The organism is Rahnella victoriana, from assembly GCF_004330295.1.
In the GTDB taxonomy this organism is placed as follows: domain Bacteria; phylum Pseudomonadota; class Gammaproteobacteria; order Enterobacterales; family Enterobacteriaceae; genus Rahnella; species Rahnella victoriana.
In genome coordinates, this window is sequence record NZ_SJOJ01000002.1 from 241,500 (window position 1) to 267,047 (window position 25,548).

Genomic DNA, 25,548 nt, shown 5'->3' on the forward strand with positions numbered 1-25,548 from the left:
TAGATAAAATTATTGGAAGTCTTCTCTGTAAACACAGAACGATAAACAATACAGAAACAAATTTTTAATAAAGACGTTTACCTTTTCAGTTTTGCCTTCAGCGGCGAGCGATAAAATGATCCAGCCCTTGCGACCAGCCCTGCGGGCCAAATTCCGTCGTGCGAAATACGTGTGAAGGAAAATCGCGTTCAAGTGGCATCGGGTGGTCGTGATGACCTTTAATCACGACCGCATGATCCACCGTGTCGAGCATCGATAAATCATTCGGCCCGTCACCCAGCCCGATACTGATCACCGGCTGTCCCCGTTTTTGCTGATACTGTGCCGCCAACCATTGCACGGCCTGTCCTTTCCCGGCACCGGCTCCCATCACATGCCAGAAACGACCGCCGCGCGTCAGGGCCAGACCTTCCCGCGCCAGACATTTTTTCAGGTGCGCAAAATCCAGATCGTTACCAAACCAGACCAGCGGTTCAGAGGCCTCACGTTGCATCGCCAGGGCGGCATCCGTTGCCGACAATCCTGTCCAGACCGCGACCTGTTCCGGCGTGACATCACCGAAACCACGAAACTCAAAATCGTAACGCTGGCGCAATTCCACCAGTGTCTGGCGGATCTCCGGATAGGCTGCGCCGTGAATGTGAAACGGTGCAGCGTCTGCGGTTTGCCACTCCGACGGCAAATGAATGATCGCGCCATTTTCAGCAATATACGGCTGATGAGTCAGATGCAATGCGGCCTGCAAATTCGCCAATTCGGCTGTCGTTTTGCTGGTGGTTAAAATCAGCGGTATCCGTGCCGCCGCGAGTTTATCCAGCCAGGGCTGAGCGGGTTGCCAGCTGTAATCATGATGGTCGAGCAGTGAACCATCCAGGTCAGTAAAAATAATCAAGGGATCATCAAGGTAAGGCATCTTTTCTCCTCAATTGTGCCGGGGAACCGAAGCGAAACCTTGCCGGTTTACTTCTGCCCCAGCAGCTAAGTATAGATATAAAAATGGGTTTTAACGGCAGGCAGGGCATTTCCGGAATTTTTACCGGCCGCGTTTCACCGGCATGCGACTTTACCCGCAGCGGGTTTGCGGTAATAATTTGGCGCAGTTCCACCGCTGAAAAAGGGGTAAGCAGATGAGCGAAGATGATGATTTATTCAGTCAGGAAATGGCCGGAGTACAGCCCCTGGCGTCGGATAAGCGGGTGGTCTACCTCAAAAACTCAGCCACCGGGAACAAGGTCAGTGCGGAGGCGGTGACAGAAATTCGCGAAAACCCGCTGACCACCGGTTTTCTCAATATTCAGCCGTGTGATGAGCCTCTGGAATACAAACATGATGGCGTGCAGCAGGGCGTTCTGGATAAACTCCGGCAGGGAAAATACCCCCTCGCCGCCAGTCTGAATTTGCTGCGCAAGCCCGTTGAACAATGCCGTCAGGAACTGTTTGCCTTTTTCTGTCAGGCGCAGGCCGAAAACTTACGCACGCTGTTGATCATCCACGGAAAGGGACGGGAAGACCAAAGCCACGCGAATATCGTGCGCAGTTATCTTGCCAAATGGCTGAAGCAACTCGATGACGTGCAGGCTTTCTGCGTCGCCTTGCAGAAAGACGGCGGAGCCGGTGCCTGTTACGTCGCGCTGAAGAAAACGGCACAGGCGAAGCAGGAAAACTGGGAACGCCATGCCAAGCGCAGCCGCTGATTCTCTCTGTCCTCCGCAAAGTCACGGCGTGTTTGTTGCGCCGTGGTTTAAGCGTCAGCCTTTACTGTCCTGATACTTTTCAAGCCCGGCGACGGGCACTTAACCGAGCTATTCTCATGTTTTTAAAACCGGTTTATCTGCGCTGTACTCTGTTGTTGTGCGGCGTCAGCCTCTTATCTGCCTGCGATCGAGACGCTTCTGAACAGGACACTCCGCTGGTCATTGAGGGCAAAACCATGGGCACGTTTTACCGTGTCAGTCTGGCTGGCGTGGATAAAAGCCGCGAGGCCGCGCTGCGTGAGCAGATAGAAGCGCAACTGAAAGAAGACGATCATCAGCTCTCCACCTACAAAGACGATTCCGTGCTGTCGCGCTTTAATCAGTATCAGGGCAATGTGCCGCAGCCTGTCAGTGAAGGCATGGCCGACGCCGTTGTCACGTCTCTGCGGATTGGTCGTCTGACCGGTGGCGCGATGGATATTACCGTCGGCCCGCTGGTTAATCTGTGGGGTTTCGGCCCGGATAAACAGCCGGTGAAAACCCCGACGGCGGAGCAAATCAGCGCCGCACGGGCGCTCACCGGTTTACAGCATCTGAAAGTGATCCAGCAAAGTGACGGGCAATACCTGCAAAAAGATCTGGCCGGTATGTATGTCGATCTCTCCACGGTGGGCGAAGGCTACGCCACCGACCATCTGGCGCGTCTGGTTGAAGGGAATGGCATCAGCAATTATCTGGTGTCCGTCGGCGGCGCGGTGGTATCACGCGGACACAACGCGCAGGGCAATCCGTGGCAGGTGGCGATTCAGAAACCGACGGACAAAGAAACCGCCGTACAGGCGATTGTGGATTTGCAGGGCATGGGGATCAGCACCTCCGGCAGCTACCGCAACTATTACGAACTGAACGGCAAACGCCTTTCCCACATCATTGATCCCGCCACCGGTTCGCCCATCACCCACAAACTGGTGTCCGCGACGGTAATTGCGCCGACCGCACTGGAAGCGGACGGCTGGGATACCGGCCTGATGGTGCTCGGCACACAAAAAGCGCTGGCGCTGGCGGAGCAACAGCATCTGGCGGTGTATCTCATCACCAAAGAGGGGGACGGCTTCAAAACCTACATGTCGCCACAGTTCAAAGCCTATCTGAAAGACCCGCAGTCCTGATCCCTGTTGCTTACAGCGCGCCGTGCAGTTTTCCGGAAAGGTAATCGAGAAACGCACGCAGGGCTGACGACTGGCCTTTATGACTGGCATATAACGCCGAAATGGACGATGGCGGCGTATGCCAGTCGGGCAGTAAGTGCAGCAATTTCCCCTCAGCCAGATCCTGTTTGCAGGCCATTTCCGGTAACAGCGCGATCCCCAGCCCGTCCGCTGCGGCCTGACGTAATACCAGCAGATTATTACTGACCAGCCGCGGTGTGAGCGATATTTTGCGCATACCGTCCTGCAAATGCGTCAGTTCCCATTCTCCGCCCGCCCAGGGGGTTTTCCGTACCAGCGTGGGCAGATAACTGAGTTGTTCGATCGCAGGCGGTTGCGGCAGGGCGCGGATAAAGGCCGGACTGGCAACCAGCACATAGTTCAGCGTGCCGAGTGCCTTGCGGTATAACCCGGAGTCTTCCAGCGGTTCATTGTGTGAACGGAGGGTGACATCGAAATTTTCTTCCAGCAGATCCACCGCACGGTTTATGGCCAGCAGCTCCAGCGTGATGCCGGGGAAGCGTGTCAGAAATTCTGTCATCAGCGGGGCGATCACCATTTCAGCCATCATCACCGGGGTGCAAATCCTCAGTAAGCCACGCAGGTTTTGCTGCAAATCGTCGATCACCTGTTGTGCGGCCTGAGCCTGTTGCAGCAACTTCTGGCATTCGGCGGCGTAACACTCGCCGATGCTGGTGACCGAAAAATGGCGCGATGTACGCTGCAATAAACGGACGCCGAGATGGGTTTCCAGTGCATCGACGCGGCGGCTGAGCAGCGATTTCGACACGCCCAGCGCCCGTCCGGCAGCGGTGAAGCCCTGATGCTGAACCACGGCGGCAAACAGGGCCATATCATTTAAATTGTCGTTCATCGTTTCACCTGTTTGTTCTGAATCATGGTTGCGTTGTCATCGTTTTAGAATAGCAACGATGTGTTGCGATAATAGGTATTTCTGAGGATATCAACAACGATTATCCTGCTTGCATTCAACCAGAATCATGAAAACAGGACAGCCAATGAACATTTTGCATATTGATTCCAGCCCTTTTACCGCCGGTTCGGTATCCCGCGAACTTTCCGCCATGATTGTGACGGAACTGTGCGCGCGCCATCCGGAAACCACCGTGACTTACCGCGATCTGGGGGTCACGCCGCCGCCGCATCTTTCTGCTGCCGCCATGAGCCTGCTGCACAACGCCCAGGAAGAAGTGATCACCCCGCAATTGCAGGCAGAACTGGACGGCATTTACCAGTCCATCGAACAACTGACCGCCTGTGATGTGATGGTGATTGGCGCGCCGATGTACAACCATGCGATCCCCGGCAATCTCAAAGCCTGGATCGATCAGGTATGTCAGAAGGGGAAAACCTTCCGCTATACGCCGCAGGGCGTGGTCGGGCTTATTCCGGGGAAAACCGCGTACATTGCCTCCGCACGGGGCGGTGTCTACAGCACGCCGGAAACCCTGCCACATGATTTTCAGGAACCCTATCTGGCGTCCATTCTCGAACTGATGGGCGTGAAGGATTGCCATATTATCCGTGCGGAAGGCGTCAGCCGTCAGGCGATTGGCCGGGAAAAAGGGCTGGCGGAAGGGCGGGAAATGCTGCTTCAGATCCTTAATGCCTGAAGCAGCGTGGGGCGTTTAGTGTTTTGCGGAACTGATCAGCTCAAATAACACCACGGTGCGTGACGTGCAGATATATTCGCGACCAAACTCAACGTTGTGCTCGTTGATGTCCTCCGGCTGGAAGGTATCGAAAATATGCCGCCAGCTTTCACCGTGCGCCACTGAAGGCAGGGTGAACACCACATCTTCGTGGGAGGCGTTGAACAGCAGCAGCACCGTACTTAACGATCCCTGACGCACCAGACCGGTTGGCTGGGCGCGGCCATCGAGCAACATCGCAATGCATTTGGCGTGCGGATCCTTCCATGCCGCGTCAGACATTTCCTGCCCCTGCGGCTGGAACCAGCTGACATCTTTCACCCCCAGTTTTTCATGCAGGGCACCGGTCAGGAAACGCCCGCGATGCAAGATGGGAAAACGCTTGCGCAGGGCAATCAGACGGTAAGCAAACAATAAAAGCGACTGGCCTTTTTTACCGATATCCCAGTTGACCCAGGCAATTTCCGTGTCCTGACAGTAGGCGTTATTGTTGCCGTTTTGCGAGCGGCCAAATTCATCACCGGCAAGCAACATAGGCGTTCCCTGCGAGAACAGCAGTGTCGCCAGCATATTGCGCATCTGACGCATGCGAAGTTCATTGATGGCCGGATCGTCCGTCGGGCCTTCCACGCCGTAGTTCGCCGAAATATTGTTATCACTGCCGTCCTTGCCGTTTTCACCGTTCGCTTCGTTATGTTTATTGGCATACGACACCCAGTCATTGAGCGTAAAACCGTCGTGTGCGGTAATAAAATTCACGGAAGCATAAGGTTTGCGGCCACGATGATTGAACAGATCCGCAGAACCGGAAAGGCGCGTGACAAACTGCGCCAGCTGACCTTCATCGCCGCGCCAGAACTTACGCACGGTGTCGCGGAAGCGGTCATTCCATTCCATCCAGCCCGGCGGGAAACCCCCGACCTGATAGCCGCCGGGACCACAATCCCAGGGTTCGGCGATCAGCTTGCACTGGCTGAGGATCGGATCCTGACGGCAGGTGTCGAGGAAACCGCAACCTTCATCAAAGCCGTAGCTTTCACGTCCGAGAATGGTCGCCAGATCGAAACGGAAACCATCGACCTGCATTTCGGTGGCCCAGTAACGCAGCGAGTCGGTGACCATCTGCAGGACGCGCGGATGACTGAGGTTCAGCGTATTGCCGGTGCCGGTATCATTGATGTAATACCGCTTGTTGTCGGGCATCAGCCGGTAATAACTGGCATTGTCGATACCTTTGAAGGAGAGCGTCGGGCCAAGCTCATTCCCTTCAGCGGTATGGTTGTAAACCACATCCAGAATCACCTCAATCCCCGCCGCGTGCAGGGTGGCAATCATCTGCTTAAACTCATTGACCGTCTGCGTCGCCATATATTGCGGATGGGGCGCGAAGAAACTCAGCGTGTTGTATCCCCAGAAATTGTGCAGACCTTTGTCCTGTAAATGCCGGTCGTCGGTGAAGGCATGAACGGGCATCAGTTCCACCGAGGTGACGCCGAGCGAACGGATATAGTCCACGATATGCGGGGTACTCATGCCGGAAAACGTACCGCGTAAATGCTCAGGCACCGCCGGATGACGCATGGTATAGCCGCGCACATGCGTTTCATAAATCAGGGTTTTCTCCCACGGAATATGCCGTTTGCGCGCCCGCGCCCACGAGAATGCCGGATCGATAACACGGCATTTGGGCAGAAACGGGGCGCTGTCGCTGTTATCAATGTGCAAATCTTTCTTCGGGCTTTGCAGGTCATAGGCGAACAGGGCATCGTCCCATTTCAGCTCGCCGACAATCTGTTTGGCGTAAGGGTCGAGCAGTAACTTGGCAGGATTAAACCGGTGGCCGTCGTGCGGCGCATAAGGGCCATGCACGCGATACGCATACAGCAGACCGGGGCGGGCATCCGGCAGATAGCCATGCCAGACTTCATCGGTATATTCCGGCAGTTCAATCACGTCGTACTGTTCGCCGTCTTCGTTAAAAAGACAGAGTTCCACCTTGGTGGCATTGGCTGAAAACAGCGCAAAATTCACGCCCAGCCCGTCCCAGGTGGCACCCAGCGGCACCGGTAAGCCTTCACGGACCCGCGTGGTGTGTCCGGAATCAAAACTGCGGACAATCTCACCGTCGCTGTAAGGTTCAATAATCCGCACGCCAAACTCATCGACTGCAATATCGGCCTGTAAATGTGACGGAATGGTGCGGGTTTCTTCCGTCGTTACGACAGGTTTACTTTTCTTGCTGGATCGGGCCTTTGCCATACTTGACGTCACTCCGTTTCAGGGAAATCTGACAAAAAATTGCCGAAAGAGGGCCGCCTGCGTCTGCGCAGACGATAACAACGAGTGTAGACCGGACTCTGTAACTTCTCCCGTAAACCGCCGAAAACCATGATAAGGCGCTGTACAAGGCCATGAGCATCGCCGATAGTGAAAGCGAAAAAGCTAGCCTGCTAGTTATTGTCTGACTTTATCCAGAGGAATCTCCATGACCATCGCATTGCTCAGCCATGTTGAACTTGATGCTGGCTATCCTGAGCGGTTTGAAGCCGCCGGTTTTTCCCTTTATTTCGCCACGACGCCAGAACAGCGCGCCAGCCTTGATCCGCACATCGCCGGGAAAATTCGCGCAGTGTTAACCATCGGCAGTATCGGACTGAGCGCCAGTGAAATGGCCGCGCTGCCGGCACTTGAAATCATTTGTGCGCAGGGTGTCGGCTATGAACACATCGACGTTGCTGCCGCCAGACAGCGTGGTATTCACGTCACGCATGGTCCGGGTACCAATAATTCATCGGTGGCTGACCACACGCTGGCGCTGATGCTGGCGATCACCCGCAAAATCCCGCAATTTGATGCCGCCGTCCGGGCCGGTGAATGGAAAAAAACACGCTGGAATACGCCGGGCATGGCAGGAAAACGTCTCGGTGTGATCGGGCTGGGAAACATCGGCGCACTGATCGCACGACGTGCAGCGGGCGGGTTCGATATGGAGATCGGTTATCACAACCGTCGCCCGCTGGAAGACAGTCCGTACCGCTATTTCCTCAGTATCACTGAACTGGCGGCGTGGGCGGATTATCTGGTGGTCGCGACGCCTGGCGGTAAAAGCACCGTCCGGCTGGTGGATGCTGAGGTGCTTCGCGCGCTCGGGCCTGAAGGTTTTGTCATTAACATTGCGCGGGGAAGCGTGGTAGACAGCGGGGCGCTGATCGCCAGTCTGAGCCGTCAGGAAATCGCCGGTGCCGCGCTGGATGTGGTGGACGGTGAGCCGCAGGTGCCAGTGGAAATGCTTTCGCTCAGCAATCTGGTGATCACGCCGCATGTGGCGGGGCGTTCACCGCAATCCGTTGAAAATATGATGGCGCTGGTACTCTCAAATCTCGGGGCGCATTTCGCCGGTAAACCGGTGATGACGCCGGTGCCGGAATAACCGTATTTTGTGCCTATAGTCGTAAAAAGCATAAGTAACCGCTTTTTCTTATTTGTCTGGCATAGCCACAGCCCGTAAGAATAGGGTTTTGGCAAGCTAAGAGGCAGACAGCGGTGAACTTTCAACAACTCAAAATTATACGGGAATCAGCGCGATGCAATTACAACCTGACTGAGGTGTCGAACATGTTGTTCACGTCGCAGTCAGGTGTCAGCCGTCACATCCGCGAGCTGGAAGATGAGCTGGGCGTTGAGATATTTATCCGTCGTGGAAAGCGTTTACTGGGGCTGACAGAACCGGGTAAAGAGTTGCTGGCAGTGGCCGAGAGGATCCTCAACGAGGCGCAAAATATCCGCCGTCTGGCCGATGTATTTTCAAAAGAGGACGCGGGGGTGCTGACCATTGCCACCACCCACACACAGGCGCGTTACAGTTTGCCTAAGGTGATCAAGGCGTTCCGCGCCATCTATCCGGGTGTGCGCCTTGAGTTACATCAGGGCTCGCCACAGGAAGTGCTGGCGATGCTGCTGAGCGGGCAGGCGGATGTGGCCATCGCCAGTGAAAAGCTGATGAATGACCCTTCCGTCGCCGCGTTCCCGTATTACCGCTGGCATCACGCGATTGTGGTGCCGCAGGGGCATCCGCTGACACTGCAACACCCGCTGACGTTGCAGCACCTGAGCGAACAACCGCTGATCACCTATCGTCAGGGCATCACCGGCCGTTCCCGTCTTGATGAAGCCTTCAGCCGCGCGGCGCTGACCGCCGATATCGTGCTCAGCGCACAGGATTCCGACGTCATCAAAACCTATGTCGAACTCGGGCTGGGTGTCGGTATTCTGGCGGATAAGGCGTTTGAAGCGGGGCGTGATACCGGCCTTCAGCTGATCAACGCGGAGCATTTATTCGAAGGCAACACGGTCTGGCTGGGGCTGAAGAAAGCGCAGTTGCAGCGAAACTACGTCTGGCGGTTCATCGAGCTATGTAATCCGGGGCTGTCGGTGACTGAGATTAAAGAGAAGGTGTTCGCAACGGGGGGCGAGCCGGTGATTGACTATCAGATTTAGGCAGCCAGCGGGGACGGTTTTTGGCTCCTCCCCCTGCGAACGGGGAGGCTGGGAGGGGGTATAGCAAACGAAATTAATGCCAAAGCACACTTCAACTCTTTGATTTGTCATTAATACCCCACCCCAACCCTCCCCTTCGCAGGGGAGGGAGCTTACAGAGCACTTTCTCAGGAATGCCTCTTTTGGACATAAAAAAACCGGTCAAATGACCGGTTTTTTACCTTCGCTAAACGCGAAATTCACACCGCCGGTTTGGCGATCACATTGCGATTTTCCATGCGAACTTCCGCAATATTCACGTCAATGATATCGCTCTGACGGTAGGCGACTTCGCCTTTGATCAGCACGGTGCCGGTATCGGCGCTGCACACCAGCTCGTCGCGCACGCTGTGCAGGAACGGCGCAGGGATGAACGCCACGGCACCGATGTCTTGCAGGCGCACACGCAGGCCGCCGCGGGTGACATCAATGATTTCCGCGCTGAACTTCACGTCAGTACCGACTTTGTCTTCCAGATAACGCGCATACAGCCAGTCACCGACATCGCGCTCGGCCATGCGGTTGGCACGGCGGCGTTCTGCCAGCTGGACGGTCATGTCGTCCTGAGGCTTACCGGCAGACTGTTGCAGGATCATCGCTTTCAGCAGACGGTGGTTCACCATGTCGCCGTATTTACGGATCGGGGATGTCCAGGTGGCGTAAGCTTCCAGACCCAGACCGAAGTGTGGCCCCGGCGTGGTGCTGATTTCTGCAAAGGTCTGGAAACGACGGATGCGGCTGTCGAGGAACTGTGTCGGCAATGCATCAAGTTTACGACGCAGGGCGCAGAAACCTGGCAAGGTCAGCAATTCCTGAGCGTTGGCTTCAACGTCATTGGCCTGCAACACGGTGACCGCGTTTTCGACCAGCAGCGGATCAAAACCGGTGTGCACGTTGTAAACGCCGAAACCGAGGCTGTCGCGCAGGGCGATAGCGGCGCAGACGTTGGCGGCAATCATCGATTCTTCAACGATACGGTTAGCGATACGGCGGTGCTCAGCGACGATTTCCAGCACGTTGCCTTTCTCACCCAGTACGAAGCGGTAATCCGGGCGGTCTTTAAACACCAGCGCATGCTCGGTACGCCATGCGCTGCGCACATCACAGACGCGTTTCAGCAGGCGGATCTGATCGGCGATCACATCACTTGCCGGTTGCCATTCGCTTTTCTCATCGGCTTCCAGCCAGTCAGAAACATCGTCGTACGCCAGTTTGGCTTTCGATTCGATGGTTGCGGCGAAGAAACGAATGTCGCTGCCCAGCTGGCCATCCGTGCCCAGTGTGACAGAACACGCCAGCACAGGACGGCTGACGTCCGGCCACAGGGAACAGATATCATCGGACAGTTCACGCGGCAGCATCGGGATGTTGAAGCCCGGCAGATAGTTGGTGAACGCGCGTTTTTTCGCGATGTTGTCCAGCTCGCTGCCTTCGCTGACGTAAGCCGTCGGGTCAGCAATAGCGATGGTCATTTGCAGGGTGCCGTCGCCGTTATCTTTGACATACAGCGCGTCATCCATGTCCTGCGTGCTGCCGCTGTCGATGGTGACAAATGGCAGGGCAGTCAGGTCTTCACGGGTCAGGCCTTCGTCGCGCAGTTCCGCGATATCGGATTTCGGCGCTTCACGTTCGAGATTATGACGTGCCAGCGTGACCCACCACGGCGCGAGATCGTCGGTGCCGGTGGTGATCCATTCGGTGATTTCAGCCTGGAAGCTGTGATCGCCTTCTTTCAATGGGTGGCGACGCATTTCAGCCACACACCAGTCGCCGTCGCTCACTTCATGATTGATATTGCGGGCAACGCGGCACTGAATGGCATCACGTAATAAAGGATGATCCGGGATGATGGAAAGACGGTCGTCTTTCTTCGTTACGCGGCCCACAAAGCGGCTGAGGAAAGGTTCAACCAGGGTTTCCGGCTGGACGACTTCACGCTCTTTTTCGGTTTGCAGCGAGGCAATAACGCGGTCCCCGTGCATGACTTTTTTCATGTACGGAGGCGGAATGAAATAGCTTTTTTGGCCGTCTACTTCAAGAAAGCCAAAGCCTTTCTCAGTGCCTTTTACGATGCCTTCGACACGTGGGGTCTGAGAGTGAAGTTGCTGTTTTAACTGCGCGAGCAGCGGGTTATCTTGAAACATATCGTCCAGAAAATTGGGGGTTAATGTGGCTCGATTAGCGGCAGACAGTTTTACGCGATCTGACCCCGTCGGGCAAGCGGCATCTGCCCCTTTCGCCTCATAACCCTGAAGCGAAAGGGGAGATTTGCGCGATGTCGCGCAGGGATAGTTTAGGCGATACGTTGCAGGTCGGTTTTTTGTTCGCAGCGACGGATGGTCACCGGAACGGCTTTGGAGGTCGGGGTATGGGTCTGATCACCAAAACTGGACATCGGGACCAGCGGGTTGGTTTCCGGATAATAGGCTGCCAGATTACCGCGCGGGATATCGTAGCTGACCAGTTTGAAACCGGACACCTTACGCTCGATTCCGTCATTCCACAGCGTTTCGATTTCCACCAGTTCACCGTCTTTCAGGCCCAGATCCGCCAGATCCTGCGGATGAATGAACAGCACTTCGCGCTGGCCGTAAACGCCACGATAACGGTCATCGAGGCCGTAAATGGTGGTGTTGTACTGATCATGCGAACGCAGCGTTTGCAGGGTAAATGGTGCATTCTGATCGCCCATCGGAATCAGCACCTCAGGCAGCGGGGCGGCGCTGAAATTGGCCTTGCCGCTCAGGGTATTGAACTTCAGTTCTGCCGCCGCATTGCCCAGATAGAAACCGCCTTTAATATCGCAGCGCGCATTGAAGTCTTTAAAGCCCGGGATCGTGGCTTCAATGTGATCGCGGATCAGATTGTAATCGTCAGCCAGCGCCATCCAGTCGAGGTATTTATCACCCAGCACGGCATTGGCGATACCACAGACAATGGCGGTTTCAGAACGCTGTTCTTTGGATAACGGAATGCCGACACCTTCGGACGCGTGCACCATGCTGAAAGAGTCTTCCACAGTGATGAACTGCGAACCGGTCGCCTGCATATCCAGCTCGGTACGACCCAAAGTAGGCAGGATCAGCGCTTCTGCGCCCGGCGTCAGGTGCGTACGGTTCAGTTTGGTGCTGATTTGCACGGACAGATCCAGATTGCTCAGCGCCTGCTCGGTACGCGGGGTATCCGGTGCGGCGGCGGCCAGATTCCCGCCGAGGCAGATCAGCACTTTGGCTTCTTTGCGCAGCATGGCTTCCAGCGCTTCAACGGTGTTATGACCCGGCACGCGTGGCGGAGTGAATTTGAAGTGGCTTTCCATCGCATCCAGCAGGGCGGTCGGCGCTTTTTCGTCGATACCCATGGTGCGGTTGCCCTGCACGTTACTGTGACCACGAACCGGACATAAACCCGCGCCCGGTTTACCCAGCTGACCAAACAACAGTTGCAGGTTGGTGATTTCACGCACCGTCGGCACGGAGTGTTTATGCTGCGTCACGCCCATTGCCCAGGTACAAATCACGCGTTCAGCATTCATATAAATAGACGCCGCTTCACGCAAATCCTGTTCGCTCAGACCGGACTGTTCAGTGATTTTTTCCCAGCTGGTGGCATCGACCACGGCCAGATACTCATCAACACCGGCACAGTTTGCCGCAATGAATTCGTCATCAAACAGGGAAGGCTGACCGGATGCGATACGTTCGCGGTGCGTCTGTAATAAGGCTTTCACGATACCGCGCACGGCCGCCATGTCACCGCCAAGGTTTGGCTGGTAATAGGCGGCGCTGATGCGACCTGCTTTCGGTGTCACCACTTCCAGCGGTTTTTGCGGATCGGCAAAACGTTCCAGACCACGTTCACGCAGGGTATTGAAGCTGACCACTTTTGCGCCACGGTCGGAGGCATGACGCAGGCTGTGCAGCATACGCGGATGGTTGGTACCCGGATTCTGGCCGAAGACAAATATGGCATCGGCTTTCTCAAAGTCATCCAGACGGATGGTGCCTTTACCGACACCGATACTTTGCTTCAGGCCCACGCCGCTCGCTTCGTGACACATGTTAGAACAGTCAGGGAAGTTATTGGTCCCGAACATACGGCCAAATACCTGATACAGATAAGAGGCTTCGTTACTGGCGCGGCCGGAGGTGTAGAAATCCGCCTGATCCGGGCTTTCCAGTCCTTTCAGATGGCTGGCGATCAGCGAGAACGCCTCGTCCCAGCTGACAGGTTCGTAATGGTCGGTGGTGCGGTTGTATCGCATCGGGTGAGTCAGACGACCCTGATATTCCAGGAAGTAATCGCTCTGGGCGCGCAGTTTGCTGACGCTGTGCCGGGCGAAGAATTCCGGTTCGACAGCTTTGCGGGTGGCTTCCCAGCTGACGGCTTTGGCACCGTTTTCGCAGAAACTAAAGGTACTGTGATTGTCGTCACCCCAGGCACAGCCCGGGCAGTCGAAACCGCGACCTTTGTTAACACGCATCAGGTTACGTAAGTTTGAAAGGACTTTCTTACTGTCGAAGACGAAACGGGTGGTTGATTCCAATGCACCCCAGCCACCGGCCGCGCCGTGGTAGGGTTTGATCTCAGTTTTGAATTTCATAGTTATGCTTCGCAGGTGGTTTTTGTCTTGTCTGTAAACAACCGGCACGGTGAAATGTTAATCCGATTGTTAATTTTATGTCACAAGTTTAGGAGGGAGATACGCGAACGTCTAATCGAATGCCATGATGGTGCGATAAGTATTATCTATCGCAGAAAAATATCGGGGAATAACGCAAATTCCTTGTCCGCAAAGGGGCTGTTCAGGGATTTTCATCCGCTGGCAAAACAGCGGGTTGTGATAATAAAACCTGATGGCGGGCGGAAAGACCGTTTCAGGCTGAATTTAACACAACTTGTAACAGAACCGTTTCATTATGAAATGGTTAGCAAAAGACTAAGGGTTTTTCTGCAAGGGGTTTTAGTGCACCCTATGCCGCAGATTTTTATCCCATAGTTTTTTTATATATGGCCGGAGCTATCAATGCGCCGTTCATATTGCGTGTTTAAGGAAGATTCAGTGAAACGTAGTGTAATGAGTGTCTTATCTTGTGTGTTGATGTTCTCCGCAGGCAGTGCGAAAGCTATCGCGCCACTGGATTTCCCTGTTGTGCCGCCGAGCATTGATGCCGCTTCTTTCGTGCTGATGGATTATGCCAGCGGAGATGTGCTGGCCGCAGGCAGCCCGGACGAACGCCGTAATCCCGCCAGCCTGACCAAACTGATGACAGGTTATGTCATTGACCGCGCATTGGATCACAAAAAAATCACCATGGATGACGTGGTGACAGTGCCGCAGGAAGCCTGGGTTGCGGGCAATAAAAGTCTGGCCGGTTCTTCCCTGATGTTCCTCAAACCGGGTGACCGTGTTTCGGTGCGTGACCTGATCCGCGGCATCATCATTACTTCCGGTAATGACGCCTGTGTGGCGATGGCCGATTACGTGGCGGGCAGCCAGGATTCATTCGTCGGAATGATGAATCAGTACGTAGTGAGCATGGGCCTGACCAATACCCATTTCGAAACCGTACACGGTCTGGATGCGCCGGGACAATACACCACTTCTTACGATCTGGCGAAGCTGTCTCGCGCCATTATCGGCGGTGAACCTGAGGAATATCATATGTATGCCGAGAAATCGCTGACCTATGACAACATCACTCAGCAAAACCGTAACGGCCTGCTGTGGGATAAAAACCTGCAGGTGGATGGCCTGAAAACCGGTCATACCGAAAGCGCCGGTTTCAACATCATTGCGTCGGCAACGCAGGGCGATCGTCGTCTGATTGCGGTGGTGATGGGCGGTAAAAGCTCAAAAGGCCGTGAAGAACAGGCGCGTAAACTGCTGACCTGGGGATTCCGCGAATACACCAGCAAACAGATTTTCAAAGCGGGTCAGACCGTTTCGGATGAGCACGTGTGGTTTGGTGCCGCTCCGCAGGTGAAAGTCGGTTCCATGAGCGATGTGTTCATCAGTGTCCCGCAAGCCGATGCCGATAAGCTGAAAGCCCAGTACGTGCTGACTAATCCGCAAATCGATGCCCCGCTGAAGAAAGGTCAGGAGCTGGGTAATATCAACATCGTGGATAACGGCAAAGTGATCAAAACCGTGCCGCTGGTGGCGCTGGAAGATGTGGCGCAGGGCGGGATCATCAGCCGTGCCATTGATTATGTGAAACTGAAAATCTGATCCTGCGTCATTCTGAAAAAGATACCGAGCCTGCCCGCAAAGCAGGCTCTTTTTTTGTGCCTAATGCACCATCGCTGGACATTCTGCTCCCCGGAGGTGACGGCGTTTTTTGTCACAGCCCGCCACAGACGCCGATTTCATTCATTGAAAACCGAGTTAAATCAATGTGGCACAGTTGTTGCTCAATCCTTATTTCTTGCTAGCAATCTGACCATTTTCGCTGGCTTCGACAGGAAATAAGGGAGATGACGAATGACGACATTACCTATGCCCATGACAGTGGCGGCCGGAACCCGGTGGCGGCAGTTAATTTTGGGGCTGATTTGCATGGCAGCCATTTCCAGTCCGCAATACGTCTGGACGCTGCTGACTAAGCCGCTGGCGCTTAAACTGGGTGTACCGCTGGCAGAATTACAGGTCACTTTTTCGTTACTGATTATCCTGCAAACTTTCTTTTCTCCTTTTCAGGGCAGCCTGATTGAACGTTTCGGTCCGCGTAAACTGATCTCCATCGGCACGTTGTTATCCGGCTTCAGCTGGGTGCTGACGTCACAAGTTAGCAGCATTACCGGTCTGTATCTGGTGTATGGCTGCATCGGCGGTTTGGGTACCGGCATCGTCTATGTCGGTGTCGTCGGGCTGATGGTGCGCTGGTTCCCGCATAAACGAGGCTTCGCGGCAGGTATGGTCGCGGCAGGCTACGGAATGGGGGCGATACTGACCACTTTCCCCGTATCGGTCTCTCTGACCAGCCGGGGACTGGAAAGTACGCTGACCCTGTTTGGCATCATCTTCGCTTTGATTGGTTTTTTGGCAAGTCAGGGATTACGGATGCCACCGTCTGCCAGTGACCGGCAGGATGTGCCGGTTGTGGTCACGGAAGGCAAACAATACCGCCCCAAACAAATGCTCCGACAACCGCTTTTCTGGCTGATGTTTTTCATGATGGCAATGATGTCTACGTCGGGGCTGATGGTCACGTCGCAAATGGCGGTGTTTGCCCATGACTTTGGTATCACTGACGCCGTGGTGTTTGGTATGGCGGCCTTGCCGCTGGCGCTGACCATTGACCGTTTTACCAACGGGCTGACGCGTCCGCTGTTCGGTTTTATCTCAGATAAATTTGGTCGCGAGCAGACAATGTTTATCGCCTTTGCACTTGAAGGTTGCGCGATGATTTTGTGGCTGATGTGCCGCGATAATGCAGTGTTATTTGTGCTGCTCTCGGGCGTGGTGTTTTTTGGCTGGGGCGAAATTTTCTCGTTGTTTCCGTCAACGCTGACCGACACGTTTGGCAGCCAGAATGCCACGGCTAACTATGGCTGGTTGTATATGTCTCAGGGTATCGGATCTATTTTTGGCGGCCCGCTGGCGGCGTTGATTTACCAGCATACCGGCGGCTGGAACATCGTGTTTACCTGCGCCATTACCTTAGATTTTGTCACCGCTATTCTGGCGCTGTGGGTACTGAAACCCTGGCGTGCCCGATTTATGCAGGCTTCGGCAACTGAGCCACAGTAAAAACACAGAAGGCGCCCATTCGGCGCCTTTGTTATCCCATGCGTACTCTAACTATCACAACGTCACATCAAACTTCACGGCCTGATAGTCGAGGATCGCCTGATTGATTTCCTGGGTGGTGTTCATCACAAACGGGCCGTGAGAGACCACAGGTTCATTGATTTTATCGCCGTGACCGAACAGGAACGTCGCGTCATCCTTTGCCGTGATGGTCACGCGATCTTCGCTGTTATCCAGTTCAATCAGATGCCAGGCCTGTGCCCCGGTGCCATCAATGATCAGACGTCCTTTCACGGTGTAGAGGAATACCTGTCGCGCAGCCGGTGCCGGTAAGGTGACTTCGCTGCCTGCGGACATCTGTACCGTCATCATGGTGACGCCGGTCAGTGATTCCACAGGCCCTGTGACGCCCGCCACGGTGCCGGAAATCAGGTTAATCACGCCGTGACCTTTGCTGAGCGGGATCTGCGGTATGTCATGCTCCTGCAACCCGACATAACCCGGTGCCGTCATTTTCAGGCGGGAAGGCAGATTCACCCACAATTGCAGGATTTCCAGTTCGCCACCGGTCTGTTTGAACGATTCCGGCGACAGCTCAGAATGGATCAGACCGGAACCGGCAGTCATCCACTGTACGCCGCCCGGCCCGATCACGCTCTCATGGCCGCCGGTATCGCTGTGCGCCAGTTCCCCCCGCAGGATAAAGGTCACGGTTTCAAAACCGCGGTGCGGGTGCGGGCCAAAAGGCAGGCCGAGATTATCCGGCGCGTAAACCTGCGGGCCGTGATGATTGAGAAACAGGAATGGATCCAGTTGTTCCAGCTGCGGTCCGGGCACTGGACGGCGGGTTTGCAAATCACGAATATCATCGCGATAGGCTTTGTATTGCTGAACAATTTTACGGGTCATGGTGATGCTCCGGGAAAACTTTGGGCTTTTTACGAAGACTAGCGGGGTTTGCAGAGGTTGTCACAGAGGAATGTTAACAAGCTGTAAGTCAGGCAGAAGCAGCGGGGCGACCGGCTCACTGTCGCCCCGACCGGTCAGAATACTTTGGAAGAAAAATCCGTTTTCACTTCGCTTTCAATGTAGGTATTTAACCCCCATCCGGCGCGGGCGAGTTCCTTCATTTTTTCGAGATGTTCCGGGCCAGGATGGCGGATGTCGTAGAGATAAACGTGATTGTTTTTGAAACGGACTTTGATCGAGTTGGCATCAATCTGGAAGCTGACAACCTGTGAATCACCGCTTTTGTTGGCGTAATTTTCCATGCTGTATCCTGTTAGCTAAGCCTGATTTCGGGCGACGTCTTCTATTAACCACGTCTGGCATTTTCTAACAGGGTGACAGTTCACAGTTTACGGAACGTGTTTTAAAACAAGAGCTCCGGCGATAAACCAGAGCTCCCGCATCCGCGGATTATTTCAACAAGAACGAATGGTCAAAGGTACCTTTGACATTCAGCGCGACGGGTAATAATCCCTGCGCATGATAGAAATCAGCCGTCTGTTGTTGCTGTGTTTCGGTCGCGGCATCGATCGCCTGCCAGTATGATTGACGACGTTCGAACCCCAGTTTCGCGGCATCCAGCGGGAAGCCGATAATTTTCGCCAGTTTCTCGCTGTAAGCATCCAGATTTTTATATGCCCAGATTTGTGAATCACTCAGGCGTTGCAGATAGTCCACAATGGCCTGACGCTTTGCCGGATCTTTCAGCGCAGTATCTGTCGCGGCGAGGAAACTGTTACCCGACCACAATCCACGGCCATTCACCACAACCCGCAGATGATCCTGCGTTTCAGCAAACGCGGTATAAGGTTCCCAGGTTGCCCAGACATCCACGGAACCCTGCGTCAGCGCCAGTTTCGCATCGCTTGGCGGCAGGAAACGGAAGGTGACGTCTTTGGCGCTCAGCCCGGCGGAAGCCAGTGCTTTCAGGGCGACGAAATGTCCGATTGATCCCCGGTTGGTGGCGATACTTTTGCCTTTCAGATCCGCTGCGCTTTTTATCGGGCTGTCGGGTTTCACCAGCAGCGCCGTGCCGTAGGCATCTGACTTATCGACCGCGATGGCTTTTACCTGCGCACCGGCGGCTTCTGCAAATAACAAGGGCGCATCGCCAATAATACCGACATCCACGGCCTGCGCGTTCAGGGCTTCGGCTAAGGGTGCCGCCGCCGGGAATTCTGACCATTCAATTTTGTAGGGCAGGTTATCAAGTTTATTTGCCGCTTCCAGCTGTGCCCGCATGTTGCCTTTCTGATCGGCGACCCGCAGGGTAACTTGTTCCGCTTGTGTGGCGGACACCGCACCGGTCAGTGTGACCAGCAGCAGAAGATTTCTCACATTCAGTCGCATCGGGTTTCCTTAACTCAGTGCCGTTGCAGCAGTGTCTTTTTGGGCTTCCCGCGCGGCGATTTTCTGCTTTGTCAGGGGGATCAGGCTTTTACCGTATTCCACGGCGTCATTGAGCGGATCAAAGCCACGGATCAGGAAGGTGGTGATGCCAAGATCGTAATATTTCAGCAGCGCATCCGAGACCTGTTCCGGCGTGCCGACCAGCGCGGTGGAGTTGGAACCGCCCCCAATCAGTCCGGCAATCCCAGTCCACAGGCAATCGTCCAGACGATCACCCTGCGCGACGGCATTCAGCAACCGCTGCGCACCGACACTTTGCGGTTTCGGTGCCAGCGCCTGACCTTTTTCCGCCTGCTGCGCCCGGGCTTTCTCCAGGATCTGATCTGCTTTCGCCCAGGCTTCTTCTTCGGTTTTCCCCAGGATAGGGCGGAAGGAAATACTGAAGCTGATGTCACGCTGATGTTCTGCCGCAGAGGCTTTCACGGCTGCGACGGTTTCAGCCGCACTGGCCAGCGGTTCACCCCACAGCGCAAACACGTCGGCCTGTTTACCGGCTACGCGAATGGCATCCTCAGATGACCCGCCAAAAAACACCGGAAGTTTTTTCTGATAAGGCTTAATGGCGGAGAAGGCGTTTTCAGCCTGATAAAACTCGCCCTGATGATCAAAGCCGGTTTCTGAATACCAGCTCTGTTTCAGCACATCGATGTATTCATCGGTACGCTGATAACGGCCAGATTTCGCCACATAATCCCCGTCACGGCGCTGTTCCGCATCGCTGCCACCGCTGATGATATGTACCGCCACGCGGCCATCGAGCAGATGATCGAGTGTTGCCAGTTTACGGGCGGCCAGTGTCGGCGCGACAAACCCCGGACGGTGCGCGAGCAGGAAATGAATACGGGAAGTGCTGGCACCGGCATGGGCGGTCACCAGAAAGGCATCAGGCTGGTCGGAGGCATACGCCACCAGAATACGGTCAAAACCGGCATCTTCATGGGCTTTGGCAAAATCAGAGATGTATTTTTTATCGAAAATCGGGCCGGACGGCGGGATGATTTCAGATGCCAGACGGTGGCCGATCATACCAATAAATTGCACGCTCATAGGCTGTCACTCCTCGGGGTGAGGCCAGCGGATGAAAGTCTGCGCTGGCAGGAGTTATCACCATAAACGGCAACTTACTATGTGAGAAATTCATTATTCTCATAAGCTAATATAAAATATGTGCATAAATGGGATGGATTGGGTTTGCTACCCAAACCGGCTTTTAAGTTCAAGTTCAAGTTCAAGTTCAAGACCGTGGGCGTCGGCCCACACCGACCAGAGACCCGGTAACGCGCGGGCCTCTGGACTCCGCGCTTTTTTAACTGCGCGCTATCGCTGGACACTATGTTTCAGATACCACAGTGACAGGCTGGAAATCTTGCCGCTGCGCGGTGCCTTCTCTCGGTCCCGGAGCCTTTGGTCTCCGGGCCGCTCCGTTCAGCAAGATTTCTGAATCGCCCGCACGATCTCAAATTCAAAACCCATTGGCTTTAAATATTCAAAAAAAGTGAGGTTGTGCAGTAGAAGCCGGAGGCCGGTTCCAAAATCACGCCGGACGAGAGGTGGAAAACCGCGTGTCTTTTTACGCGGGTTGTAACCCGATGGGAGGGCACCGCGCAGCGGCGGGATTTTGCGGCTGTCACAGTGCTTTCTGAAACATAGTCTTGAGCGGTAGCGCGCAGTGAAAGAGCCCGGGGGTCTTGGGGGCGGCGGCGACAGGCCGCCCCCAAGTCGGTGTGGGCCGACGCCCACGACCTTGACCTTGACCTTAAAAAGGCCCGTTTGGGTGGCAACCCAAAAAAAACAACATTTACTGTTTCCGTAACTGTTCTGCATTCAACACAATATCGTGCCCTTTTTTCTCGGTGCGACCACTCAGGCTGACGATATCGGCGGGGGTTATTTCCTGACCGTTCCAGGCGGATTGCTTAATATGCACATCCATCGTGCCGGTCTGGTCACGGAAAATATAAGAATTCTCGCCGGTTTTTTTAATTAAATACCCTTCAACCGTCACCCAGTTGAGTGACTGAGTTTTCTTGATCCTGGCAACATTATTGGTGTGGGCATCCTGCATACCACGCTGACCGCTGTCCTGTTCGTGCGGCGGCGGCGGTGTGTCGTCATTTTTGAATCCGCCGCCGGTATCGGCCATGACCTGCGTGTTGATTGCACAGGCGGCCAGCAAAATAATAATCCATGATTTCATTTTTAGTATCCTCTGCCTTATTTCCGGTAATAAAAAGCATGGCAGAAAATAACTGTTTTACTAGCAAACGGAGCGGTTCCAGATTATTCCCGAAGACTGTTTGCGCTGTGTATCGGTAAATCCAGACCCTGCGCAATCGCCGCCGCAAAGGCATCAATGGCCGGTATCTGGCTTGCCGGAACATTCGGGTAGATCAGCCACAACTGGCTGCGTGGCGCAAAATCTTTCAGGGCATAAATCGCCAGATCCGGGCGCAGGGCGTGATGTTCCACCAGCGCGCGGGGCATCAGCCCGAGGCCACGGCCTTCGGCGATCAGCGAAAGTTGCAGCGTGGTGCCGAACGCCTCGAGATTAATCAGCAACGGCAAACCCTGCTCGGTCAGCGCCCGTTGCAGGGCAGCGCGAAAACCACACCCTTGCGGATTCAGGATCCAGCCGCGCTGATAACACTCCTCCAGTCTCTGCGGTAAAGCCTGTGCCTCTTTCGGGCCGACCACCACCAGATCCACCGCGCCGAGCGGTTGGTTTTCCACGCCTTCCGGAAATTGCTTGCTGACCGGGAATAACACCACCGCAGCCTCCAGTTCCTGTTGCTGTACGCGCAGCAACAACTCTTCTCCCCAGCCGCTGGAAAGACGGGGCTGGATATCAGGAAACTGGGCAGACAACGTTTTCAGCGCGGGCAGCAGACTGCTTTCACTCAGGCTTTGTGGCACGGCCAGACGCAACAGGCCGGAGGGCGGGCTGTCAGCGGCCACCAGATCGCTGAGCGCATCGACCTCGCGCAGGATATGACGACATTGCTGATAAACACGGTTACCCATCAGTGTCGGTTTCAGCGGTTTGGTCTGGCGGTTCAGCAATGGAATGCCCAGGGATTCTTCAAAGTTTTGCACCCGGCGGGTGATGGCGGGCTGAGTCAGCCCCAGTTCTTCAGCGGCAAGGCGGGTGGATTGCAGGCGGATCACCGCCACAAAGGCGGTCAGGTCTTCAATTTTCATGGGCACTCAGTATCAGTAACGAATCAGGGCAGGATAAATCAATTATGCGCATGACGCTGGATCCCAATGCACATTTTTATGTGTGATTTGCATATTAGCTTATCCATAAAATGAATTTTGCTTGAGTTTCGCCGGTGCTAGCCTGAAGGGAATACAGACGGCAGTTAAGAAAAGAGGTGAGTGATGAGCAGGTTACAGCTAGCGCCGCTGCGGCAATTTCTGGCAGATTTCACCCGGCTGGTGCAGGCACCGCACGGACAAACGGAAACCCTGAGGCAGGGCAGCGAACTGCTGGCGACCCTGATCGCTGGCGACAGCTGGCTGCCGGATGAATTTGCGCAGCCGCACCCTGAGCATTATCAGCAATACCTGCTGTATGCCGATCCGCTGTCCCGCTTTTCTGTGGTGAGTTTTGTCTGGGGACCGGGGCAAAAAACACCGATCCACGATCACCGTGTCTGGGGGCTGATCGGTATGCTGCGCGGCGCGGAAATCAGCCAGAACTACAGCCGCCATCCGGGCGGCAGTCTGCAACCCGAGGGTAAAGCCATCACCCTGCAACCGGGCGATGTCGAAAAAATTGCGCCCGACCAGCTGGATATTCATCAGGTCAGCAATGCGTATCTGGATCGGGTGTCGGTCAGTATTCATGTCTATGGCGACAATATCGGTGCGGTATCCCGTGCGGTGTATCAGCCAGACGGGAGCGAAAAAACGTTCATTTCCGGTTATTCCAGTGCTTATCTTCCCAACCTCTGGGACCTGTCAAAAGAGAAAAATCATGACTGATTCATCGGCATTACCTTTGCGTCATTTTGCCCAGCTGCGTGATGCCTTGCGTGAAGGGCGGGAAGTGGCACTGATCGACCTCCGTGAAGAAGCGGCGTTTGCCACCGGCCATCCGTTATTCGCGGCTAATCTGGCACTCTCAAAGCTGGAACTGGAAATACTCGATCGCGTACCGAATCGCCGGACAGCCATCACGCTGTATGACAACGGTGAATTTTACGACCAGCAACGTGGTCAGCGGAAAACCACACGCGCCGCCGCTTTGCTGACATCGCTGGGCTATCAGGATATTGCCTTACTGGCGGGCGATCTGGCGGGATGGAAAGAAGCTGGCGGTGAGATCTTTATTGATGTGAATGCGCCTAGCAAGGCATTCGGTGAATGGGTTGAGCATCATTATGACACGCCGTCACTGAGCGCGGAGCAGGTGCTGGCTTTGCAACAGCAGGGCGCTAACCTCGCGGTGCTGGATGTCCGTCGTTTTGATGAGTTTCAGGCGATGAGTATTCCCGGCGGTGTCAGTGTGCCGGGCGGCGAACTGGTACTGCGGCTGAAGGATGTGGTGCCAGACCCAAACGCCCAGATTATCGTCAATTGCGCCGGACGCACCCGCAGCATTATTGGCACTCAGTCGCTGATTAATGCCGGGGTAAAGCAGCCTGTCGCGGCCTTGCGTAATGGTACGATTGGCTGGACGCTGGCGGGACAAGCACTTTCGCATCTGCAACATAAACAGTTTCCTGCGCTGAGTGAGGATTCCCGCCGGATTGCCATGAAAGGTGCGCAGGCGCTGGGGATCCGCGCGGGTGTGCGCTCCGTGACGCTGTCACAAATCGCCGACTGGCAGCAGGATACGTCACGCACACTTTATCTTTTTGACGTGCGTACCGCGGAGGAATTTCGGGCAGGGCATTTATCCGGTGCGCGGCATGTTCCCGGTGGACAACTGGTTCAGGAAACCGATCACTACGCCACGGTTCGCGGTGCGCGGGTCGTACTGGCCGATAACGACGGGGTGCGCGCCCGTATGGCGGCATCCTGGCTGGCGCAAATGAACTGGGAAGTGTATATCGCAGAAACCGGCACGGAGGACTTTACACAAACCGGTGACTGGAAAGCGCAGGTTGCCCCTGCACCGGCGGTAGAATCCGTTAAACCTGAACAGTTACTCAGCTGGCTGAGCGACGGCAAAACCGGTGTTATTGATCTGACCACCAGCGCGAATTTCCGCAACCGTCGCATTCCGGGTGCTATCTGGACGACAAGAGGCAATATCCCGCAGGTGATTGCCTCACAGCCGGAAAAGGAAAGGTGGGTCGTCACCTGCACCAGCGGTTTACTGGCACGTTACGCTGTCACGGAAGTCGCTGCGCTGACCGGCAAAACGGTGTACCTGCTGGAGAAAGGCACGGTGGGCTGGATTGATAATGGTCTGCTGCTGGAACGCGGAGATTCGCCGTATCTGGATAATGCACAGGATCGCTATCGTCGCCCGTATGAAGGCACAGATGTCAGCCCGCAGGCGATGCAGGATTATCTGGACTGGGAATACGGACTGGTTGCACAACTGGAAAAAGACGGGACACACGGCTTCAGATTGCTGGAGGGATAATGTCTTCATACTGAGACCTCTGCGTAAGGCACGCAGAGGATCAGTTACTGCTTAACGGCGGCCACGCGGATGGGTACGTGCGGTCCAGTCATACGTTGCCGACGTACTTGGAACGGCTTTATTACGGCGCTTTTCAGCACGCGCTCTGGCAGCGACTTTTTCTTTTTCTTCCATCAGTTTGTCGATGTAGTCATCTTTGATCCGGTTATTTTCCGAATTCGTCAGCTCACGGCCCTGCGCCTTGCGGGCTTTATCCAGCAGTGTTTTCAACTCACGCTGTTCGCTTTCCGTCATATCTTGTTGGGTCAGTCTTTTCATGGTTACTGCGTCCTGAGAGGAAAGTGGCTACCAGTGTAGTCGAAATGGTTGCAGGAGTCGCTGCAACGGGCGACTTTAAAATCAAAATCTTGGGTTTGGCAGCCAAACGGGCTTGCCTTTCAAGGTCAAATTCAAGACCGTGGGCGTCGGCCCACACCGACCAGAGACCCGGTAACGCGCGGGCCTCTGGACTCCGCGCTTTTTTTAACTGCGCGCTGTCGCTGGATACTATGTTTCAGTTACCACAGTGACAGGCTGGAAATCTTGCCGCTGCGCGGTGCCTTCTCTCGGTCTTCGAGCCACAGGTCTCGAAGCCGCTCCGTTCAGCAAGATTTCTGAATCGCCTCTGGCT

General features: G+C 55.0%; 21 protein-coding genes. 9 read left to right on the forward strand and 12 right to left on the reverse strand.

Translation table 11 applies throughout. The annotated features are described in order from the left end of the window. Positions 1–97 precede the first annotated feature (97 nt). On the reverse strand, positions 98–913 hold the full coding sequence (locus EYY67_RS02850; RefSeq protein ID WP_131692779.1) for a mannosyl-3-phosphoglycerate phosphatase-related protein: 816 nt from the start codon (positions 911–913) through the stop codon (positions 98–100). A 214-nt stretch (positions 914–1,127) separates the two neighbouring features. Between EYY67_RS02850 and smrA the strand changes: the two genes are divergently transcribed. Then, positions 1,128–1,694 (forward strand): DNA endonuclease SmrA, encoded by a 567-nt coding sequence (gene smrA, locus EYY67_RS02855; RefSeq protein WP_095922015.1) that lies wholly within the window; start codon positions 1,128–1,130, stop codon positions 1,692–1,694. A gap of 116 nt (positions 1,695–1,810) precedes the next feature. Continuing rightward, entirely contained in the window at positions 1,811–2,863 is a 1,053-nt protein-coding gene (gene apbE / locus EYY67_RS02860; RefSeq protein WP_095922016.1) for an FAD:protein FMN transferase ApbE, read from the forward strand. A gap of 10 nt (positions 2,864–2,873) precedes the next feature. On the opposite strand, the gene EYY67_RS02865 is transcribed toward apbE, so the two are convergent. After that, positions 2,874–3,776 carry a LysR substrate-binding domain-containing protein gene (locus tag EYY67_RS02865; RefSeq protein ID WP_131692780.1) on the reverse strand — a complete coding sequence of 301 codons (903 nt, stop codon included), beginning with the start codon at positions 3,774–3,776 and terminating at the stop codon, positions 2,874–2,876. A gap of 145 nt (positions 3,777–3,921) precedes the next feature. Here EYY67_RS02865 and EYY67_RS02870 point away from each other — a divergent pair, with 145 nt between their 5' ends. Next, positions 3,922–4,536, forward strand: a complete 615-nt coding sequence (locus EYY67_RS02870) for an FMN-dependent NADH-azoreductase (protein ID WP_131692781.1) — start codon at positions 3,922–3,924, stop codon at positions 4,534–4,536. 15 nt (positions 4,537–4,551) lie between these two features. On the opposite strand, the gene glgX is transcribed toward EYY67_RS02870, so the two are convergent. Beyond that, complete coding sequence (gene glgX / locus EYY67_RS02875; RefSeq protein WP_119826030.1) at positions 4,552–6,834, reverse strand: glycogen debranching protein GlgX; 2,283 nt, start codon at positions 6,832–6,834, stop codon at positions 4,552–4,554. A gap of 226 nt (positions 6,835–7,060) precedes the next feature. Here glgX and EYY67_RS02880 point away from each other — a divergent pair, with 226 nt between their 5' ends. Both EYY67_RS02880 and cbl read left to right on the forward strand, forming a co-directional pair. Next, positions 7,061–8,005: a 2-hydroxyacid dehydrogenase gene (locus EYY67_RS02880; RefSeq protein WP_131692782.1), complete on the forward strand. Its 945-nt coding sequence runs from the start codon at positions 7,061–7,063 to the stop codon at positions 8,003–8,005. Positions 8,006–8,118: 113 nt separating this feature from the next. Further along, positions 8,119–9,072, forward strand: coding sequence for an HTH-type transcriptional regulator Cbl (cbl, locus tag EYY67_RS02885; protein ID WP_119826033.1), 954 nt, complete (start codon positions 8,119–8,121; stop codon positions 9,070–9,072). A 239-nt stretch (positions 9,073–9,311) separates the two neighbouring features. On the opposite strand, the gene EYY67_RS02890 is transcribed toward cbl, so the two are convergent. Together EYY67_RS02890 and EYY67_RS02895 are read right to left on the reverse strand one after the other, a co-directional pair. Continuing rightward, positions 9,312–11,255, reverse strand: coding sequence for an exoribonuclease II (locus EYY67_RS02890; protein WP_095922022.1), 1,944 nt, complete (start codon positions 11,253–11,255; stop codon positions 9,312–9,314). Positions 11,256–11,404: 149 nt separating this feature from the next. Continuing rightward, entirely contained in the window at positions 11,405–13,711 is a 2,307-nt protein-coding gene (locus EYY67_RS02895) for an FdhF/YdeP family oxidoreductase (RefSeq protein ID WP_131692783.1), read from the reverse strand. A 459-nt stretch (positions 13,712–14,170) separates the two neighbouring features. Here EYY67_RS02895 and EYY67_RS02900 point away from each other — a divergent pair, with 459 nt between their 5' ends. Both EYY67_RS02900 and oxlT read left to right on the forward strand, forming a co-directional pair. Continuing rightward, positions 14,171–15,340: a serine hydrolase gene (locus tag EYY67_RS02900; RefSeq protein ID WP_131692784.1), complete on the forward strand. Its 1,170-nt coding sequence runs from the start codon at positions 14,171–14,173 to the stop codon at positions 15,338–15,340. Positions 15,341–15,592: 252 nt separating this feature from the next. Continuing rightward, positions 15,593–16,861 (forward strand): oxalate/formate MFS antiporter, encoded by a 1,269-nt coding sequence (gene oxlT, locus EYY67_RS02905; protein WP_131692785.1) that lies wholly within the window; start codon positions 15,593–15,595, stop codon positions 16,859–16,861. A gap of 54 nt (positions 16,862–16,915) precedes the next feature. Here the strand turns inward: oxlT and EYY67_RS02910 are convergent, their stop codons facing one another. From EYY67_RS02910 to EYY67_RS02935, 6 genes are all read right to left on the reverse strand, one after another. Further along, a complete protein-coding gene (locus EYY67_RS02910; RefSeq protein WP_131692786.1) occupies positions 16,916–17,770 on the reverse strand; it encodes a pirin family protein in 855 nt (284 codons plus the stop codon). Positions 17,771–17,904: 134 nt separating this feature from the next. Further along, positions 17,905–18,132, reverse strand: coding sequence for a hypothetical protein (locus EYY67_RS02915; RefSeq protein ID WP_015697366.1), 228 nt, complete (start codon positions 18,130–18,132; stop codon positions 17,905–17,907). A gap of 148 nt (positions 18,133–18,280) precedes the next feature. Continuing rightward, complete coding sequence (locus tag EYY67_RS02920; RefSeq protein WP_131692787.1) at positions 18,281–19,219, reverse strand: ABC transporter substrate-binding protein; 939 nt, start codon at positions 19,217–19,219, stop codon at positions 18,281–18,283. 9 nt (positions 19,220–19,228) lie between these two features. Further along, positions 19,229–20,326: an LLM class flavin-dependent oxidoreductase gene (locus EYY67_RS02925; RefSeq protein WP_131692788.1), complete on the reverse strand. Its 1,098-nt coding sequence runs from the start codon at positions 20,324–20,326 to the stop codon at positions 19,229–19,231. A 751-nt stretch (positions 20,327–21,077) separates the two neighbouring features. Continuing rightward, a complete protein-coding gene (locus tag EYY67_RS02930) occupies positions 21,078–21,476 on the reverse strand; it encodes a YgiW/YdeI family stress tolerance OB fold protein (RefSeq protein ID WP_131692789.1) in 399 nt (132 codons plus the stop codon). An 83-nt stretch (positions 21,477–21,559) separates the two neighbouring features. Then, on the reverse strand, positions 21,560–22,477 hold the full coding sequence (locus tag EYY67_RS02935) for a LysR family transcriptional regulator (RefSeq protein ID WP_131692790.1): 918 nt from the start codon (positions 22,475–22,477) through the stop codon (positions 21,560–21,562). Between the two features lie 183 nt (positions 22,478–22,660). On the opposite strand from EYY67_RS02935, the gene EYY67_RS02940 reads away from it, so the two are divergent. Together EYY67_RS02940 and EYY67_RS02945 are read left to right on the forward strand one after the other, a co-directional pair. Continuing rightward, positions 22,661–23,266: a cysteine dioxygenase family protein gene (locus tag EYY67_RS02940; protein ID WP_131692791.1), complete on the forward strand. Its 606-nt coding sequence runs from the start codon at positions 22,661–22,663 to the stop codon at positions 23,264–23,266. Further along, positions 23,259–24,878, forward strand: coding sequence for a rhodanese-like domain-containing protein (locus tag EYY67_RS02945; RefSeq protein ID WP_131692792.1), 1,620 nt, complete (start codon positions 23,259–23,261; stop codon positions 24,876–24,878). Before EYY67_RS02940 ends, EYY67_RS02945 begins: the two co-directional genes overlap by 8 nt. Positions 24,879–24,929: 51 nt before the next feature. On the opposite strand, the gene EYY67_RS02950 is transcribed toward EYY67_RS02945, so the two are convergent. Further along, positions 24,930–25,196, reverse strand: a complete 267-nt coding sequence (locus EYY67_RS02950) for a YjbD family protein (protein WP_095922033.1) — start codon at positions 25,194–25,196, stop codon at positions 24,930–24,932. Positions 25,197–25,548 lie beyond the last annotated feature (352 nt).

What these genes read in the sequence shown, in the direction of transcription:
- EYY67_RS02850 (WP_131692779.1), bottom strand. Translation starts at nt 913, where the DNA reads ATGCCTTACCTTGATGATCCCTTGATTATTTTTACTGACCTGGATGGT.
- smrA (WP_095922015.1), top strand. Translation starts at nt 1,128, where the DNA reads ATGAGCGAAGATGATGATTTATTCAGTCAGGAAATGGCCGGAGTACAG.
- apbE (WP_095922016.1), top strand. Translation starts at nt 1,811, where the DNA reads ATGTTTTTAAAACCGGTTTATCTGCGCTGTACTCTGTTGTTGTGCGGC.
- EYY67_RS02865 (WP_131692780.1), bottom strand. Translation starts at nt 3,776, where the DNA reads ATGAACGACAATTTAAATGATATGGCCCTGTTTGCCGCCGTGGTTCAG.
- EYY67_RS02870 (WP_131692781.1), top strand. Translation starts at nt 3,922, where the DNA reads ATGAACATTTTGCATATTGATTCCAGCCCTTTTACCGCCGGTTCGGTA.
- glgX (WP_119826030.1), bottom strand. Translation starts at nt 6,834, where the DNA reads ATGGCAAAGGCCCGATCCAGCAAGAAAAGTAAACCTGTCGTAACGACG.
- EYY67_RS02880 (WP_131692782.1), top strand. Translation starts at nt 7,061, where the DNA reads ATGACCATCGCATTGCTCAGCCATGTTGAACTTGATGCTGGCTATCCT.
- EYY67_RS02890 (WP_095922022.1), bottom strand. Translation starts at nt 11,255, where the DNA reads ATGTTTCAAGATAACCCGCTGCTCGCGCAGTTAAAACAGCAACTTCAC.
- EYY67_RS02895 (WP_131692783.1), bottom strand. Translation starts at nt 13,711, where the DNA reads ATGAAATTCAAAACTGAGATCAAACCCTACCACGGCGCGGCCGGTGGC.
- oxlT (WP_131692785.1), top strand. Translation starts at nt 15,593, where the DNA reads ATGACGACATTACCTATGCCCATGACAGTGGCGGCCGGAACCCGGTGG.
- EYY67_RS02910 (WP_131692786.1), bottom strand. Translation starts at nt 17,770, where the DNA reads ATGACCCGTAAAATTGTTCAGCAATACAAAGCCTATCGCGATGATATT.
- EYY67_RS02915 (WP_015697366.1), bottom strand. Translation starts at nt 18,132, where the DNA reads ATGGAAAATTACGCCAACAAAAGCGGTGATTCACAGGTTGTCAGCTTC.
- EYY67_RS02920 (WP_131692787.1), bottom strand. Translation starts at nt 19,219, where the DNA reads ATGCGACTGAATGTGAGAAATCTTCTGCTGCTGGTCACACTGACCGGT.
- EYY67_RS02925 (WP_131692788.1), bottom strand. Translation starts at nt 20,326, where the DNA reads ATGAGCGTGCAATTTATTGGTATGATCGGCCACCGTCTGGCATCTGAA.
- EYY67_RS02930 (WP_131692789.1), bottom strand. Translation starts at nt 21,476, where the DNA reads ATGAAATCATGGATTATTATTTTGCTGGCCGCCTGTGCAATCAACACG.
- EYY67_RS02935 (WP_131692790.1), bottom strand. Translation starts at nt 22,477, where the DNA reads ATGAAAATTGAAGACCTGACCGCCTTTGTGGCGGTGATCCGCCTGCAA.
- EYY67_RS02940 (WP_131692791.1), top strand. Translation starts at nt 22,661, where the DNA reads ATGAGCAGGTTACAGCTAGCGCCGCTGCGGCAATTTCTGGCAGATTTC.
- EYY67_RS02945 (WP_131692792.1), top strand. Translation starts at nt 23,259, where the DNA reads ATGACTGATTCATCGGCATTACCTTTGCGTCATTTTGCCCAGCTGCGT.
- EYY67_RS02950 (WP_095922033.1), bottom strand. Translation starts at nt 25,196, where the DNA reads ATGAAAAGACTGACCCAACAAGATATGACGGAAAGCGAACAGCGTGAG.